Source organism: Microbulbifer maximicatervae (SeqCode), assembly GCF_056231245.1.
In genome coordinates this window covers 2,336,264-2,352,150 of the sequence record NZ_CP174334.1, presented here as the reverse complement: position 1 = coordinate 2,352,150, position 15,887 = coordinate 2,336,264, and the positions used below count along the sequence as shown (strand labels likewise).

General features: G+C 49.7%; 17 protein-coding genes. 11 read left to right on the top strand and 6 right to left on the bottom strand.

Annotation, left to right across the window (positions count from 1 at the left end):
- Positions 1–75: 75 nt before the first annotated feature.
- Genes ACJJIS_RS10215 through ACJJIS_RS10205 form a run of 3 tightly spaced genes read left to right on the top strand, consistent with a single transcriptional unit; the run spans position 76 to position 648 of the window.
- The gene (locus ACJJIS_RS10215; protein WP_444933177.1) at positions 76–360 is read left to right on the top strand and encodes a VOC family protein; all 285 of its coding nucleotides are present in this window, start codon (positions 76–78) and stop codon (positions 358–360) included.
- Positions 323–490 (top strand): VOC family protein, encoded by a 168-nt coding sequence (locus ACJJIS_RS10210; protein ID WP_444935174.1) that lies wholly within the window; start codon positions 323–325, stop codon positions 488–490. The genes ACJJIS_RS10215 and ACJJIS_RS10210 overlap by 38 nt, the downstream gene beginning before the upstream one ends.
- Before the next feature lie 8 nt (positions 491–498).
- Positions 499–648, top strand: coding sequence for a hypothetical protein (locus ACJJIS_RS10205; RefSeq protein ID WP_444913760.1), 150 nt, complete (start codon positions 499–501; stop codon positions 646–648).
- Between the two features lie 160 nt (positions 649–808).
- Here ACJJIS_RS10205 and ACJJIS_RS10200 read toward each other — a convergent pair whose 3' ends face one another.
- From ACJJIS_RS10200 to ACJJIS_RS10175, 6 genes are all read right to left on the bottom strand, one after another.
- Complete coding sequence (locus ACJJIS_RS10200) at positions 809–1,618, bottom strand: MipA/OmpV family protein (protein ID WP_475710190.1); 810 nt, start codon at positions 1,616–1,618, stop codon at positions 809–811.
- A gap of 86 nt (positions 1,619–1,704) precedes the next feature.
- The gene (locus ACJJIS_RS10195) at positions 1,705–2,958 is read right to left on the bottom strand and encodes a sensor histidine kinase (protein ID WP_475710189.1); all 1,254 of its coding nucleotides are present in this window, start codon (positions 2,956–2,958) and stop codon (positions 1,705–1,707) included.
- Positions 2,945–3,658 carry a response regulator transcription factor gene (locus ACJJIS_RS10190; protein ID WP_444913052.1) on the bottom strand — a complete coding sequence of 238 codons (714 nt, stop codon included), beginning with the start codon at positions 3,656–3,658 and terminating at the stop codon, positions 2,945–2,947. The genes ACJJIS_RS10195 and ACJJIS_RS10190 overlap by 14 nt, the downstream gene beginning before the upstream one ends.
- A gap of 429 nt (positions 3,659–4,087) precedes the next feature.
- Positions 4,088–4,297, bottom strand: coding sequence for a cold-shock protein (locus ACJJIS_RS10185; RefSeq protein WP_108733254.1), 210 nt, complete (start codon positions 4,295–4,297; stop codon positions 4,088–4,090).
- A gap of 210 nt (positions 4,298–4,507) precedes the next feature.
- Positions 4,508–5,572 (bottom strand): FAD-dependent oxidoreductase, encoded by a 1,065-nt coding sequence (locus ACJJIS_RS10180; RefSeq protein ID WP_475710188.1) that lies wholly within the window; start codon positions 5,570–5,572, stop codon positions 4,508–4,510.
- 157 nt (positions 5,573–5,729) lie between these two features.
- A complete protein-coding gene (locus tag ACJJIS_RS10175; protein ID WP_475710187.1) occupies positions 5,730–6,281 on the bottom strand; it encodes a MarR family winged helix-turn-helix transcriptional regulator in 552 nt (183 codons plus the stop codon).
- A gap of 448 nt (positions 6,282–6,729) precedes the next feature.
- Here ACJJIS_RS10175 and ectA point away from each other — a divergent pair, with 448 nt between their 5' ends.
- The 8 genes from ectA (at position 6,730) to betB (ending at position 15,878) form a co-directional block, all read left to right on the top strand.
- Entirely contained in the window at positions 6,730–7,239 is a 510-nt protein-coding gene (gene ectA / locus ACJJIS_RS10170; protein WP_444893869.1) for a diaminobutyrate acetyltransferase, read from the top strand.
- An 11-nt stretch (positions 7,240–7,250) separates the two neighbouring features.
- Positions 7,251–8,546, top strand: coding sequence for a diaminobutyrate--2-oxoglutarate transaminase (gene ectB / locus ACJJIS_RS10165; protein ID WP_413665775.1), 1,296 nt, complete (start codon positions 7,251–7,253; stop codon positions 8,544–8,546).
- Positions 8,547–8,657: 111 nt separating this feature from the next.
- Complete coding sequence (locus tag ACJJIS_RS10160) at positions 8,658–9,062, top strand: ectoine synthase (protein WP_444933171.1); 405 nt, start codon at positions 8,658–8,660, stop codon at positions 9,060–9,062.
- A gap of 24 nt (positions 9,063–9,086) precedes the next feature.
- The gene (gene thpD / locus ACJJIS_RS10155; protein WP_444897280.1) at positions 9,087–10,004 is read left to right on the top strand and encodes an ectoine hydroxylase; all 918 of its coding nucleotides are present in this window, start codon (positions 9,087–9,089) and stop codon (positions 10,002–10,004) included.
- Between the two features lie 62 nt (positions 10,005–10,066).
- Positions 10,067–11,497: an aspartate kinase gene (locus ACJJIS_RS10150; protein WP_444927787.1), complete on the top strand. Its 1,431-nt coding sequence runs from the start codon at positions 10,067–10,069 to the stop codon at positions 11,495–11,497.
- Positions 11,482–12,399, top strand: a complete 918-nt coding sequence (locus tag ACJJIS_RS10145) for a TPR end-of-group domain-containing protein (protein WP_475710186.1) — start codon at positions 11,482–11,484, stop codon at positions 12,397–12,399. The genes ACJJIS_RS10150 and ACJJIS_RS10145 overlap by 16 nt, the downstream gene beginning before the upstream one ends.
- A gap of 67 nt (positions 12,400–12,466) precedes the next feature.
- Positions 12,467–13,885 (top strand): sodium/proline symporter, encoded by a 1,419-nt coding sequence (locus tag ACJJIS_RS10140; protein WP_444897277.1) that lies wholly within the window; start codon positions 12,467–12,469, stop codon positions 13,883–13,885.
- A gap of 529 nt (positions 13,886–14,414) precedes the next feature.
- Positions 14,415–15,878 carry a betaine-aldehyde dehydrogenase gene (gene betB / locus ACJJIS_RS10135; protein WP_282932781.1) on the top strand — a complete coding sequence of 488 codons (1,464 nt, stop codon included), beginning with the start codon at positions 14,415–14,417 and terminating at the stop codon, positions 15,876–15,878.
- The last annotated feature ends 9 nt before the right edge of the window (positions 15,879–15,887 follow it).

The following is a 15,887-nucleotide window of genomic DNA, read 5'->3' as shown; positions in this document are numbered from 1 at the left end:
GTATACGGGCTTCAATAAAGGGGCTACCACCATGGGCGGACTGAATAAGCTTCGCCATGATCGAGGAGATATCTAATGGGGATCCCCGGACTTAAAAAAGTAGATCATATAGGATTAACCGTCCCCGATGTTGAATTGGCCGTTGAGCTCTTTAGTACACACTTTGGCTTTGAGTTGGCTTATACGTTTGGGCCATTTGCCTCAGGCGATACCTGGATGACGGATCACCTTAATGTAAATCCTCGTGTAGAGATCAAGCAAATTGCTGTTATGAATGCTAACAGCATCAATCTAGAAATATTCGAGTATGCCGACAACATAGATCGAAATAAGGGGGCATCATTTAGCATTCTATGTTGAAGATATTGATGCTGCGGTTGAATACCTCAAGAAACAGAATATAGAGGTACTCGGTGCTCCTACAGTGATGACTGAAGGGCCAACTGAAGGAGAGACCTGGGTATATTTCGTGGCCCTTGGGGCAAGCTAGTTCCTATTTTGACTGACTACCGCGCATCTTCATCGGCAGAAAACCAGACTATCAATGCACTCTACTTACCTACGGATAACCTGGCTCCCAAAGTACGTGTTGTTATTGATTTCCTTAAGGAGAAATACGGTAGTCCCTGCTATTGGGATGCTAAATAGAGAGGCCTTCTTGCTATGACTCGGTGGGTATCGTGTACATTGTACTGCAAACAGGTTTTGGTTACAGGCAGGGGCTCTTGCCTCGGCCTGTAACTTCTACTTGGTATTGATAAGCCGGCTAGTCTAAATAATCTACACTCATCAAATATCGTAAGAAGAGTTAAAATTTATAACTCACCATTAATGACGTACGTCTTGAGCTATCAGTGTCCACGATTGGGCTATTACTAATCTCATCGCCATACCAGGTTTGATATACGCCCCCCATAAGAATAAGGTTTGGGCTAATGTTGTATCCCACTTGTATACCTAACCGGGTAATGATATCTGCATTTGCTTCATACGCTGCCCTATCTTGAGTTACTTCATTTAGGTCCACGCCATAGTAGTAATCCAACGCACTATCACTTTGCCAGCTAATAGTGAAGTCGGGTTTGATGATCCACTTTTGGTGCTTGTAAGGCAGACTATATCCAGCCGATAGACTGTATCCGTCGTGGGTATCACTGATATCTTGTGAGATGCCAACCTTCCAAAGGCCTACAGGGCTTTTATAGTTCATTGATAAGTTGGCAAGAATCGCCAGGTCAAGCTCTTCCATATCGCTGAGCTTTTCACTGTCCCCTCTGTCTCTATCACCAGCGAAGTCGCCGCCAATACCAAGCTTCACTCGAAGTTTATCGTCGTGGTACAGATCAGCACCCAACTCAAAACCCTGAAAGTAAAAACGCTTGTAGCGGGCTGAGATCAGTGGAAATATGTTATTTTGGTCCTCTCCATCAACGTAGATTGACTCAACGCTAAAGGTCCCAATACCTACAGAAAGTGCCGTCTCATCCTGCCTTGGCGGCTTCTGGGTAACTTCATCTGCAAAAGCTAGGCTGGATAATGCCGAACCCACCAGCGCGGTGCACATACTCAAAGTTAATGGCAGAGAACTCTTATGGTTTTGATCTCGCAAACTAGACATATTGAATCCCAATTTGAACTGGTTGAAGTTCCGTTATTTCTGGAGTGGATTCTATGCCGGTAAAGGTAAACGCCAGGTAAATAAACTCATGCCCAGGCCAGGTTAACGGTTAAGTATTGTTCATTTTTCTTGTAAGAAAAGATCCATTGCTGCTGATCGGCCACTTGCTTCAGAATATGAAGACCTAAACCAAAACCCTGCCCTTCCCCCCTGTCAAAATGCACCTGCTGCTCCGGCAGTATGGGGTTCTGAACCCGGATTCCATTTGCATCAAAATCAATATCGATACTTCCCTCAAGGGTATGCTCAAAGGCATTTCTGAGCAGATTGGTTATAGCGATATCCAATAGCACTTGTACTTGCTTCAAGTTGACCGAACTATCCGAATTGAGATGAACTTGTACATCTCGCTGACCCAAGAGGTATTTGAGCTGCTCAACTCGAGTTTGAATCATATTACTGAAATCAAATTCTGTTGATTCCAGATTTACCTTGCTTTGAGATAGCAGTAGAAGTGCTTGTGTTAGCTGGGTCATCTGCTCATAGGAGCGCTCAATCTGCTCCAGTTGAGTATCGATTGGCTTGCCTTTTTTTTGCCTTACCTTCACCACGTGCAAGGCACTGCCAATGGTTGCCAAGGGGGTTCTCAATTCATGGCTCGCATTCTGTAGAAATTGCCTTTCCTGCTCTTGATGATTCCATACCTGCTGTAGCGACTCTTGCAGTACTCGTCCTACACGACCAAATTCATCCTTCCTTTGCTTTAAAGATTCCGGGATCGGAGTCAGCTTATGCCGGCTCTTTTGCGCAAATTTCTCCAGGTCTTTTAATGGCGATATCACTTGTCTTGCAAGAATAAGAGGCACACTTAATGCTAAAGTAAGGGCTAGTAAGATACCGATAAGAACTTCAATTTCTACCTTTTTGTACTTGCTGGGTATTGCAGCTTCTTCTATTTCTAGCACGTAGTAAGTTGTCTTAAGTGCGCTTTCAGCATAAGGCATAATTGCTAAATAGTAGCGATCATCAATTAAGTCTTTGCTAAAGTGCACCCTTTTTTCTTCGCCATCAGCTTCCTCTAACACGCGCTTTGCCGTATTTGGCAGTGAACTGTACTCATCATATGTTTGTAACTGGGCAAAAAAAGGGTCATCAATAACCCCTCCGGCCTCAATGATACGTTTTTCAGCTACAGATATCAGTGTCGCACCTAAAGCGTGCTTAACCATTTTCACTTTGGATCTCTCGACGACAACTGCACTGCACGCCACAATTGCGGCAAGAATCCAAATATAGTGAAAGAAAAATTTTCTGCGAATGGAGCGATCAAAGGCTTTCATCACGCTTCCCCAGGATAACGCCCTTCCCTCTGATCGTGTGCAGTAGTGGAAAACTGAACCCCTTATCAATTCCCTGCCGCAACCGATACAGATGTACTTTGATTACGTCGGATTCGGGGGAAAGAAACTGCCATAAATGCTGTTCAATTTTTTCTTTAGTAACCAGCTTTGGACTCTGTTGCATCAAAAACACGAGCAATTCCCAACAGATTGGGGGCAGATTTATAGATTTCCCCTGCCTGGTGACTTCATGGGTCTCTAAATTAACTTCCAGGTCCTCAACTTTATACCGGGTTTGGGTAACGCGTCGTTTTATTGATAGAGACCGAATCCGTGCGACCAGCTCAAGCATTTCGAAGGGTTTAACCAGGTAGTCATCCCCTCCAGATTGGAAACCGGCGAGTTTATCGTCCAATTGGTCCAGCGCGGTCAGCATCAATATTGGTGTCGAGCTTCCTGCATTGCGCAACTTAGAGCTCACTTCGAAACCACTTCTACCCGGCATCATGACATCAAGTACGATCACATCGAAGTCATGCTTTAAGGCCAGCTCAGTGGCCATTATCCCATTATCGGCGTAGTCACATCGAATATTGTACTCTTCGAGGCTCTCGATAATATTGGCCGCCAGTGCGTGATTGTCTTCAGCTAAGAGTACCAATAATGGCGTTTTGCAGTCAGGCCCCATTGATCTAGTCACTCAAAAGTTCTTGATAGACCTGGAATAATAAAAGCCACTGGGTAAACGGAAAGTAAATAAGTGTAAGATTGCCCACTTACTGATCACCTATGGGAAGCTTGCCTGTGACAGCTACTGCCATATCTAAAAATGTCGGGGCCATCGCGCTTGACAAGAAATGACCCTATCAAATCTTCAGAGGCTCTTGCAAAAAGTTGCCCTCTGGCGACCCTTATTGGTACTACACCCTTCATTTGGATTGAGTTGATCCAGGTAGATCTGTCGTCGAGTTAAGAAAGCTGGGAGGGATTCGAAAATGCGTGATAGACCTAAAAAGCTCGGCTGTCACTACAAAGAAAGAGAGGTTGTACCAAGGGGGATACCTCCCCAGCACTTGCCTGGCTGGGGAAGTGGACGGTCTCGCCCCTTATTGGGGGCGAAGCCTAAAGTTTACAGGCAGACAATGTTTTCTGCTTGTGGGCCTTTAGCGCCCTGAGTCACGGTAAACTCTACCTTCTGGCCTTCGGCCAAGGTTTTAAAACCGCCACCGGAAATTGCGCTGAAGTGAGCAAAAACGTCGGGACCGGATTCCTGGGCGATGAAGCCAAAACCTTTCCCTTCGTCAAACCACTTAACGGTACCAGTAACTGTATTAGACATAATAGATATCCTTGATTGAACAATTGCGCTCCAATTGAATGGAGTTGTGCGGGCAAAAAGTATTATTTTAAACGAGACCGAACGAAGGATTATGACTAAAACTACGAGGTAAACTGCAATAAAAAATGGCTTTTAAACCGGCGGACGAATAGTAGCACTAGCCTGTCACCTATGTCCACTTTTACCTAAATCTACCCCCGACATTGGCACTCAGACCGCCGTCCACTGCCGCATAAAGGCGCGATGAATCGGAGGCACTGAGGCGATGCAATGTGCAGATAGCCACAATGCCGATTTTGCCAAAGGATTACTCGAGGAGATCAGTTTTCTCGCCAGCTCTGTTTTCTTAACCACGGACTCCCCTGCCTCATGCCGGGAGGTAGAGTAGCTATCGACCGCACCGTTAGCGATAGCAGATGCTGCAGCTATGGCGTCGGCCATACCCAGATTCATCCCCTTCCCTCCCACTGGAGAGTGGCAATGGGCTGCGTCTCCAGCCAATAACACCCGGTGCTTTCGGTAAGTTTCTGCCTGTCGGATGGAGATTTTAAAGGCCGCTGTCCTTCGGATGTTGGCGATTTCTATCGGTAGCCTGAGGGTTGCCAGGGCATCTTCGGTTGATGATGCGATGCGAGCGCGGCGCCGTTCGATAGGGAGTACCAAGGTGAACTCACCTTCCCCGCCGTACAGGTCCAGGGCAATCTCTTCCGGATCGAAGTTTCCCCTCAAATCCACATCCGCAATTGACCACTTATTGGGCAAATCAATACCAGGGTACTGTATTTTCAGCTGTTGTCGCACAGCGGACTGTATACCGTCTGCGGCAATCACCCAGTCAAAAGAGGCGCTGGTATTGTCTGAGAAATTAACGGCCGCCTTGTCTGGGGTGGTTGTGATGTTAGTGACTGAGACCCCGTACTCAACTTCGACGCCCCTCTCGGCAAGAGTGTCCCGGAGGATTCCCTCGGTCCGGTTTTGCGGCAACCCCAGAGGCACCCTATCGCGAAACTCATTCCCGCTGTTGTCGATATAAACCAGGGTTCTCTCATCGCGCAATATGTGCATTTTTCTCAGGGGCATTGCCTCTGCAAGAAAGGGGGCTGCGGCGCCCAGCTCCCGAAGAGCATCAATGGTGGCCGGCATAATGCCGACAGCGCGGGAGAGTTCAGAGGGGCTGTTTTTGCGCTCAACAATACGGCACTTCAGCCCCAAGGAAGTGAGGGTGACCGCAGCAGTCAATCCGGTCGGACCGGCACCGATTACGAGGATGTCCATCGAAACAACTTGTAGCCTGAAAGCTCTACCGGTCGACACAGAATGCCTCGATCGCTACAGGGAGCTTGTGCTGCAAGCTTAGACAAATTCCCACTGCTGTAGAGGGGCCTAATACTCCCCAAAAGGGCGCACGACCACTCTTCTGGAATATCGCTAGCTAATTGCTTTTATCTCCGTCGGAGGAATCGGAAGTGTCACTGTAGCCCAGTGCCGTTGCGGGCTTATCCATTGAGGCACCCTGGCGATCCAGAACACCGATATCCAGTACTGGGGAGGCATCGATATGTTGAGCATCCATCATTTGGGCAACGCGCTGTAGTGAAGCAATAATCATGCTTTGCTCCCAGTCTTTTAGATCGCCAAACTGACGAGCAAACTGGTCCTGAAGCGGGATGGGGGCGTCGCGCAGCGTTTCAGTGGCCTCCTCTGTGAGGTAGGCGTGTACCTTGCGTTTATCGGTTTGGGAGCGCTGGCGATAGACAAACCCTCTCTTCTCCAGGCGATCCAAGATGTTGGTTACTGTTGCCTGGCTCAGGCTAACCTCATTTGCAAGTTCGCCAATAGTCACTTCACCCTTATTGCGAATAGCCTGTAGCAACAACACCTGCGGGGCGGTTAAGCCGGTGGTTTTAGCCAGGTGCTTGGAGTGCAGGTCCGTGGCTCTTATTACCCGCCGCAGGGCCACTAGCACTTGTTCGATACTGTTCAAAGTTACCTCTCAATCATGGAGTCAGGGTGATTGCCGGAATTATATCGCCCTGCCCCTCAATCACTAAGCGCTTATAACCCGACTGCGAAACATCACCCCCACAAGAGCTCCAGACTTCACCACAAAACTGTCTGTTTTATGCCCAGTCGATCGCTCAGCCGATATGCCAAAAGAAAAATTTATAGACCTCAAAATATTATTTTTACCTGCCTATAGGCTGTATATCCCACATATCCAGGCATTTCTAGGTCAAATATTGTGACTTGATTCGCCTCAAGCATTCTGGACTTTGAATTTAATTTGTGTACGATGTTTAGCGTTCAAAGCATTTTTACTAGTAATCCGGCACAAAAATGCCTCTAAGAAGCTATATTTACGCCATTTGCTCAACACTTGTGCAGGTAAATATTTAGAGGTGAAAAAATATTTAGTCGGTTGGGAAGGTTTTTTGTCTAGCTCAGAAAATATTTTGTTGCGCAGCCCATTGATTGAAGATGGGATGGCCACTTACCGATTGATCAAGCGTTGCCCTCCCCTGGATACAAACTCCAGCTACTGCAACCTCCTCCACTGCAGCCATTTCGCCAACACCTCAGTCGCCGCAGAGGTTGATGGAGAGCTGCTGGGCTTTATTTCCGGGTATATCATCCCCGACCGTACAGACACCCTCTTTGTCTGGCAGGTGGCCGTCGACGAGAAAGCCCGGGGGCTTGGACTGGCCTCCCGGATGATAAGTCACATCCTTGAGCGCCCTCACTGTGGTTCGGTCAGATTTATCGAGACCACCATTACAGAACACAACCTGCCCTCTTGGGCGCTCTTCCACAGTGTCGCCGATAAATTATCGGTCGATCTTCACTCCTCACCCTGGATGGACTCTCAAGCCCACTTTGATGGGCTGCACGACTCCGAAACCCTTGTCCGCATCGGGCCTTTCGCCCTCGAAGAAACACCATAAAAGAGAAAATCATGAAGATCTTTGATGAGATTGAATCAGAAGTGCAAAGCTATGCCCGCTCCTTTCCGCGAGTCTTCAATCGCGCAAAAGGCGAGCTGATGTGGGATGAGGAGGGAAATCAGTATCTGGATTTCCTGGCGGGTGCCGGCACGCTCAACTACGGGCACAACAACCCTCTGTTCAAGCAGGCACTGCAAGATTACATTGAGGCCGATGGAATTACTCACGGCCTCGATATGCACACCAGGGCCAAGGGTGAATTCCTACAGGCACTGAATGAGAAAATTCTCAAACCACGGAATATGGAGTACGTGGTGCAGTTTACCGGTCCGACAGGGACGAATGCGGTAGAGGCTGCGATGAAAATTGCCCGCAATGTAACCGGGCAGCAGAACATCGTCACCTTTACCAACGGTTTCCATGGCGTAAGCCTTGGCTCGCTGGCTGCCACCGGCAACTCGCATCACAGGGATGCTGCCGGTGTCAGCCTCAATGGTACACACCGCATGCCCTTTGACGACTACCTGGGCAAAAATATCGATACCACCGAATACCTCGATAAAGTGCTCTCAGATTCCAGCAGCGGCATTAACTCCCCCGCAGCAGTGATTGTTGAGACAGTTCAAGGGGAAGGCGGTATCAATGCGGCCAGTATCGAGTGGCTAAGAAACCTTCAGTCCGTCTGTAAAAAACACGGCTTACTTTTTATTGTCGATGATATCCAGGCTGGCTGCGGCCGCACGGGCAACTTTTTCAGCTTTGAAGAGGCCGGTATCGAACCCGATATCATTACGCTATCCAAATCCCTCAGCGGCTATGGGCTGCCATTTGCGCTGGTGCTAATGAAACCAGAACTGGACCAGTGGAAGCCCGGTGAGCACAACGGCACTTTCCGTGGCAACAATCTGGCTTTTGTAACTGCGAAAGCCGCTATCGATCATTACTGGTCTGACGAAAACTTCTCACGGGAGATTAAACGCAAGGGCAAATACATTTCCGAGCGTTTGAATGAAATTGTCAGCCGATATGGTGAGGGTAACTTCACCACCAAAGGCCGGGGGATGTTTCAGGGTATCGACTGCATCAGCGGCGAACTTGCAGGAAAGATCACTAAACTGGCATTCAAGCAGGGGCTGATTATTGAAACCAGCGGAGCCGATGACCAGATCGTTAAGCTCCTTTGCCCACTGATTATCACTGATCAAAACCTTAAAAAAGGGATCGACATTATTGAATCCGCTATCCGGGAAGTCTGTGCCGGAGAGCGGGATATGCCTGAGGAAAGAGTCTTTTTTGAAGCCTGCTAGACTTTAAGGGCCTCTGAAAAGGTTCACGTAAAAGACCCAACTGTGCAGGCTGCAAACTAAGAATATTGCTGACCAGCCAGACTCGAACACACACGAAACAGCGAAATACCAATGATTGTCAGAAGTTTACAGGAAGCTAAAAAATCCGGCCGCCGGGTTGTTTCACCGGATGGCAACTGGGAGAGCACCCGACTCCTGCTTAAAGATGATGAAATGGGCTTTTCTTTCCATATCACCACTATTTATGCAGATGCTGATTTCCAAATGCACTATCAAAACCATTTGGAAGCGGTTTACTGCATTTCCGGCAGAGGTGAGGTAGAAACTCTTGAGGATGGCAAGAAGCACCCTATCGAACCTGGAACTATCTATATTCTCGATAAGCATGACCGGCACATTTTAAGAGCCTTTGAAGAAATGACTATGGCCTGTGTATTTAACCCCCCTTTGAATGGCAAGGAAGTACACAATGCTGAGGGAGCCTACGAACTTGAGGCTGACAAGATTGATGAATAATTAGTCAGTCATAGGGCAGTATCCATGAAGTACCTTCCAGATAGCTCAAGTGTTACCAGGGAAGATTGCTACCCCTCCCGAAAACCGGGCCTTCTGGGTGGTACCAGGGTGCGCAAAGATCCAATTGTGTATGGGGACTGCCAGTCCCTCTCCCCACTGGCACCATCGCAACTCAAGCGCTATGCAGAACAGGGCTTTGTTGTACTGGAGAATATGTTTTCCCAGGCGGAGATTAACCTTTTTACGCAAGAGCTGGCGGAGATTAAACAGCGCAGACACACTGACAAGTCGGAAGAAATTATCACCGAGCCTGAAAGTAACGAAGTGCGCTCAGTCTTTCGTATCCACAAAAGCAGCCAAATTTTTAACCGGCTTTCCAGGGATCAACGGCTATCAAGTATTGCGAAATGTATTTTGGGTGATGAGGTTTATATCCATCAGTCTCGCGCGAACTACAAACCTGGTTTTCGCGGGAAAGATTTTTATTGGCACTCCGATTTTGAAACCTGGCATGTCGAGGACGGCATGCCCCGTATGCGGGCACTCAGCATCTCCATTACCTTAACAGAGAATCATCATTTTAATGGCCCATTGATGCTGATTCCCAAGTCCCACCACCATTACATTGCTTGCGATGGGGAAACACCAAAACGGAACTACCTCAGCTCACTGAAAAAGCAGGAGCTTGGTATTCCCTCAGATAGCCATTTGAGGTCCCTGGTATCCAATGGCGGAATATCAGCTGTTACAGGCAAGCCCGGCAGTATTGTTGTGTTTGACTGTAACTTAATGCATGGCTCCAGCAGCAATATCAGCCCCGACCCGAGGTCTAATTTGTTTTTTGTTTTTAATGCCCTGAGCAACAAGGTGGAGGCTCCGTTTTGCGGCTTGCCTCCCAGGCCGGAATACATCTGTGCGAGGAAATCAATTTCTACTATCTGAAGCAAATCTCAATTCAAAGCACTCACCCAGTTTTTAAGAGAAAGAAGGACCAGTAAGAGACGATGCATACGATAGAAAAGATTGGCGGCACCTCTATGACGGACTACGAAGCGGTCCGGGATAATATTATCAAAGGTGACTCCAAGGGGATCTACAATCGTGTTTTTGTAGTCTCTGCCTACGGCGGTATTACTGACCTGCTTCTAGAACACAAGAAAAGTGGTCAACCAGGGATCTATGCCCTCTTCTCCAGCAGTATTGAGGACGATAGCTGGCTGGTTAAGTTTGACGAACTTCGAGCAGCACTGCGGCAAATCAACGAGCGCCTTTTTGGGCATGGCGATCTTCTCGCGGAAGCGAACCTGTTTTTGGATGAAAGGTTAGAGAGCGCTAAAAAATGCCTGAGAGACCTGCAAAGCCTCTGCCAGCACGGCCACTTCTCCCTCGACGCCCACTTGGGCACGGTAAGGGAGATGTTAGCCAGCCTCGGTGAGGCCCACAGCGCATGGAACACTTCGAAACTGTTGCAGCGGGATGGTGTAAATGCCTGCTTTGTCGACCTGACTGGCTGGCGCACCAACAAGCACATTCCCCTGGATGAGCGTATCCGGGATGCCTTTGCCACTATCGACTTAAGCAGACAGTTGCCTATTGTTACTGGCTATGCCCATAGCGATAAGGGCCTGCTGATCTCGTTTGATCGAGGCTATAGCGAGATGACTTTCAGTCGTCTCGCCGTACTCACCGGGGCAAAGGAGGCGGTGATTCACAAAGAGTTCCACCTGAGCAGTGCAGACCCTCGCCTGGTGGGAGAAGGAAATGCAGTACCCATTGGCCGCACCAACTACGATGTGGCCGACCAGTTGGCCAACCTGGGCATGGAAGCGATTCACCCCAAAGCCGCCAAGGGGCTGCGCCAACAAAATATCCCTCTCAGGGTGAAAAACACCTTCGAGCCCGAGCACGCCGGCACCCTGATTACTGGTGACTACATCAGCGACTCTCCACGAGTGGAAATTATTGCCGGCTGTAAAGGGGTTTACGCCCTGGAGTTGTTTGACCAGGATATGGCGGGCAGCATCCACGATTATGATCGCGAAGTGCTACTGGTGATCAAGCGCTTCAAAGCCCACATTATTTCCAAAGACACTAATGCCAATACCCTTACCCATTTCCTCTCCACCAATCTGAAAACAATTAAGCGGATTCAGGCTGCATTGGAAGAGCATTTTCCCGAAGCCGAACTGAACCAGCGCAAAGTCGCCATAGTTTCAGCCATCGGTAGCGATATGCAAATCCCCGGCGTGCTGGCCAAAGCGGTGCAGTCGATGTCCAAAAGCAATATCCGCGTGCTCGCCATGCACCAGTCCCTGCGTCATGTAGATATGCAGTTCATCGTTAGCGAGCCAGACTATGATGCAGCCGTTCGGACTCTACACGAGGCACTGGTAGAGATTTACAATCACGGGACGGCGATATGCCTCGCATCCTGAGCCTTTGTGCCCTGCTCTTTTTATTAACTTCCGCCACCTCTATTTCCCAGGAAGCGGAAGAAAAGAAAAAAGACAGTGCGCAAAGCGAAGTCGACACCCTTGAGAAGCCCTTGTACACACCCTTCGTCGAGCGCTATATGCTCGACGAAATTAAGCAGCTGCGAATCGATCAGGCTAATGCCAAGCAGGAATTGATTCAGCAAATTGTCGATCGTGAACACAACTCTGTCGATCGAGCCGTAGCCTACGCAACCGATACGGTTACCTACTTTTTCTACTTGATAGCCGCCGCCACTTCAATTTTGGTTTTAGTTGGTTGGCGGTCATTCCAGGATATTAAAGAGCGGGTGCACTCCCTGGCCGATGAGGAAATCTCAAAGCTGGTCCAGGAATACGAAAAGCGCTTGGAAGTTATAGAGAAGCAGCTTCAACAGAAAACACAGCATATTGAAGAAAACCGCGAGGAAATCGAGCTAACCCAGGAAGTACAGTCCCTGTGGCTGCGCGCCCAACAAGAATCCTCAGTGGCCAATAAAATTGCCATTTACGATGAGATTCTGCGCCTCCGCCACGAGGATGTAGAAGCCCTTACCTATAAAGCTGATGCGGTGCTGGAGCTTAACGAGCCCCAGTGGGCCGCCAATCTTTGCCACCAGGCCCTGGGAATTGACCCGGATAACAGCCATGCCTTCTACCAACTAGCATGCGCCCATACTGCCATGGGCCAATTTGATGAAGCGCTACGTTATCTGGCTGAAGCCATCAAAAGGCGGGAAAGCTACCGCGATGAGATCCTGGTTGATAGCGCCTTACAGCCTTTAGCGGAAAGTGAAGTTTTTGAGGAACTCGACCAGGTTATTGCCAATACTCCCTCGCCGCAAAGTGGTGGCAAGGGAAGCTAGAAATATTCGGATAACCTCTGAAGACCAACCGATAAAATAATGCGGGATAAAAATAATAGGATTGCCGATGATCTATTCATTTCTTGGTTTTTTACTTTTGTTCACTCTGGTCGGCCTCTCTTCTGCGATGTTCAGCCGTCAAACCAAAGCCGACTACTACCTTGCCAGCAGTGGTGTCTCTCCCTGGCTGGTGGGGTTGTCTGCCGTGGCAACGAACAATAGCGGCTATATGTTTATCGGGGTTATCGGCTATACCTACACCACTGGGTTGGCCTCCATCTGGTTGATGGTGGGGTGGATTGCCGGTGATTTTCTGGCTTCCCTCTATGTACACAAGCGATTAAGGACCGCTACCAGTTCAAGTGGTGAAGTCAGCTACGCAGGTGTTCTCAGTAACTGGTACGGACAGAAGTACTCAGCCCTGCAGCGCCTGATCGGCATCATTTCCCTGCTGTTTTTACTAACTTATGCCTCTGCCCAAATGGTTGCCGGCAGCAAAGCCCTGCACGTACTGCTGGATTGGCCTCTCTGGTCCGGTGCTGTAGTTGGAGCTGTGCTTGTATGCCTCTACTGTTTAGCTGGCGGCATCCGCGCGTCCATTTGGACTGATGCGGCCCAATCCATCGTTATGATGGGGGCTATGGCAGCACTTCTAGCCGTCGCCCTTGCCAACTTGGGTGGCATCACCAGTGCGGCGATACAAATGCAGGCTATTGAAGGTTTTACCCATTGGTTTCCCGAGGGGCTCGCCTTTGCGGGCTGGGGCGGGGTGATACTCTTTGTGATCAGTTGGGGGTTTGCTGGATTGTCTGTGATTGGACAACCCCACGTTATGGTTCGATTTATGACCCTGAAGGATTCCAGCAAGATGAACCGGGCAAGGGCCTGGTACTATCTGTGGTTTATCCTTTTCTATTGTATGGCCACCGGGGTCGGCCTGCTCTCCAGAGTGTTTATTGCTGACACAGGGAGCTTTGATGCGGAGCTTGCTCTTCCCACCATGGCTATGGATTTGTTGCCCCCTGTTTTTGTTGGGCTGATCCTGGCTGGTATCTTTGCCGCAACCATGTCCACCGCAGACTCCCTGCTTCTCAGCTGCTCCGCAGCCATTACCCACGATATTCTTCCGCACAAGATTGAAAAAACCTGGTTTCTCAAGCTTGTCACAGTTGCGATAACCGGCGGCGCATTGCTGCTGGCGCTCGCCAACAGCCAAAGTGTGTTCAGCCTGGTTATTTTCGCTTGGTCCGGACTTGCCAGCGCATTTGGTCCCCTACTCCTGGTATTGTGTTTTGGGGGTAAGCCATCCCAGGCAACCGCTATCGCAGCAGTGATTATCGGCTTTACAGCAGCGATTACCTGGCGGCTCCTGGGGTATCACGGCGTGATCTATGAGGGATTGCCGGGTATTGCAGCTGGGTTAGCAGTGCTATATCTGGCCAGCCTGAACCGCCAAACCTCCACTTTACGCGAAGCAAACAGTTAAATTCACTCAAAGTAATTCTGGGGAGGTAGAGCCTCCCCACCTGCCAGACCTTCACCAGCTAAAGCCTCCTCCCCCAAAAGCGACAAACTCTATCTCCTGCCGGCCGAAGCCCCCGCCCTTCGGGCACCTGACTTGACCCCGAGACAGCCAGGTTGAGCAAAATTTATACAGTGCTTTTTATAGAGTTCAAATGAGATTTTTGGCCCAACCCAGCCCACTTTTAACCCTTGAAAATACGGATTAACTCTGTAGTCGCTGAAAAATAAATCCTCCTACGAATCCGCCAGCTTTGTTGCATTGAGTGCTAACAATTAGAGTTCAAATTAAAAATATGTTACATTTTGTGTCATATCGCTCGATCAACGACTATCGAGCCCGGGCTGGAATCTGACGATTAGGGACAAATGTCTTCGTCAGACCGGCCCTTTTTTATGATGACTGGACCTTCACGATCGGCCCATTGCGCCCTTCAAGTCCATCGCCAACGAACAACCGACTGACCCTCTGTTAAAGCAGTATGGAGAGACAGATGTCACTGGACAAACAACGGAATTTTGTAGACGGCCGCTACCTGTCGAATGAGAGCGGCGAGTGCTTTGATGTATATAACCCGGCGACCAACGAGGTCAGCTATCAGGTTGAGGTTGCCGACGAGAAGGTACTCACAGAAACCATCGAGAGCGCTAAGCGCGGTTTTGCCCAGTGGTCAGCGATGATGCCGGTCGAACGCAGCCGCATCCTGCTGAAAGCAGTAGCACTGTTGCGCGAGCGCAACGACGAACTGGCAGCTATCGAAGTGGCTGATACCGGCAAGCCCTGGCAGGAAGCCAGTGTTGTCGACGTGGTGACTGGGGCTGACTCTATCGAATTCTTTGCCGGCCTGGCTGCAGGCATTGAAGGCAATCAGCAGCAAGTTGGTGAGGACTTCTACTACACCCGCCGCGAGCCCCTGGGCATCTGCGCCGGAATCGGTGCCTGGAACTACCCCTTACAAATCGCTTGCTGGAAAGCCGCCCCGGCCCTGGCCTGCGGTAACGCCATGATTTTCAAGCCTTCCGAAGAGACCCCCAAAGGTGCTTTAAAGTTGGCTGAAATCTTTATTGAAGCGGGCATGCCCCCGGGTGTTTTCAACGTAATCCAGGGCGATGGCGCCGTGGGTGCCTGGCTGACTAACCACCCGGATATCGCCAAGGTTTCCTTTACCGGCGAAGTGGGTACCGGCAAGAAAGTGATGGCCGCAGCGGCTTCCAATCTGAAAGAAGTCACCATGGAGCTGGGAGGCAAGTCCCCGCTGGTGATCTTTGATGATGCCGACCTGGAGCAAGCCGTTTCTGCTGCCATGCTGGGCAACTTCTACACCCAGGGCGAAATCTGCACCAACGGTACCCGGGTATTTGTACACCGTAGCATCCACGATCAGTTCCTCGCTCGCCTTAAAGAGCGTGTTGAGCAAAATATTATTGCCGGTGATCCGATGAATCCAGACACCAACTTCGGCGCCCTGATTTCTGCCAAGCACCAGCAACTGGTAATGGACTACATCAGCAAGGGTAAAGAGGAAGGCGCGACCCTGTTCTGCGGCGGTCACACCCTTTCACCAGAAAATTCACCTAACGGTTACTTCGTTGCTCCCACCGTATTCACCGACTGTCATGACGATATGACCATCTGCCGCGAAGAGATCTTCGGCCCGGTAATGTCGGTACTGGTTTTTGATGACGAAGACGAAGTGATCCGCCGCGCTAACGATACCCGTTTGGGCCTTGCCGCCGGCGTATTTACCCGTGATATCACCCGCGCCCACCGTGTGATCCACCAGATGCAAGCGGGCATCTGCTGGATTAATGCCTACGGCGCCTCCCCGGCGGAAATGCCGGTGGGCGGATACAAGTTATCCGGAATCGGACGCGAAAATGGACTTGCGACCCTGAACCACTACACCCAGCTAAAAGCGGTATATGTGGGCCTGGCACCACTGGAAAGTCCATTTTAAGCGGTACCC

What these genes read in the sequence shown, in the direction of transcription:
- ACJJIS_RS10200 (WP_475710190.1), bottom strand. Translation starts at nt 1,618, where the DNA reads ATGTCTAGTTTGCGAGATCAAAACCATAAGAGTTCTCTGCCATTAACT.
- ectB (WP_413665775.1), top strand. Translation starts at nt 7,251, where the DNA reads ATGAAGATCTTTGATGAGATTGAATCAGAAGTGCAAAGCTATGCCCGC.
- ACJJIS_RS10150 (WP_444927787.1), top strand. Translation starts at nt 10,067, where the DNA reads ATGCATACGATAGAAAAGATTGGCGGCACCTCTATGACGGACTACGAA.
- ACJJIS_RS10140 (WP_444897277.1), top strand. Translation starts at nt 12,467, where the DNA reads ATGATCTATTCATTTCTTGGTTTTTTACTTTTGTTCACTCTGGTCGGC.
- ACJJIS_RS10195 (WP_475710189.1), bottom strand. Translation starts at nt 2,958, where the DNA reads ATGAAAGCCTTTGATCGCTCCATTCGCAGAAAATTTTTCTTTCACTAT.
- ACJJIS_RS10215 (WP_444933177.1), top strand. Translation starts at nt 76, where the DNA reads ATGGGGATCCCCGGACTTAAAAAAGTAGATCATATAGGATTAACCGTC.
- betB (WP_282932781.1), top strand. Translation starts at nt 14,415, where the DNA reads ATGTCACTGGACAAACAACGGAATTTTGTAGACGGCCGCTACCTGTCG.
- ACJJIS_RS10145 (WP_475710186.1), top strand. Translation starts at nt 11,482, where the DNA reads ATGCCTCGCATCCTGAGCCTTTGTGCCCTGCTCTTTTTATTAACTTCC.
- ACJJIS_RS10185 (WP_108733254.1), bottom strand. Translation starts at nt 4,297, where the DNA reads ATGTCTAATACAGTTACTGGTACCGTTAAGTGGTTTGACGAAGGGAAA.
- ACJJIS_RS10180 (WP_475710188.1), bottom strand. Translation starts at nt 5,572, where the DNA reads ATGGACATCCTCGTAATCGGTGCCGGTCCGACCGGATTGACTGCTGCG.
- thpD (WP_444897280.1), top strand. Translation starts at nt 9,087, where the DNA reads ATGAAGTACCTTCCAGATAGCTCAAGTGTTACCAGGGAAGATTGCTAC.
- ACJJIS_RS10160 (WP_444933171.1), top strand. Translation starts at nt 8,658, where the DNA reads ATGATTGTCAGAAGTTTACAGGAAGCTAAAAAATCCGGCCGCCGGGTT.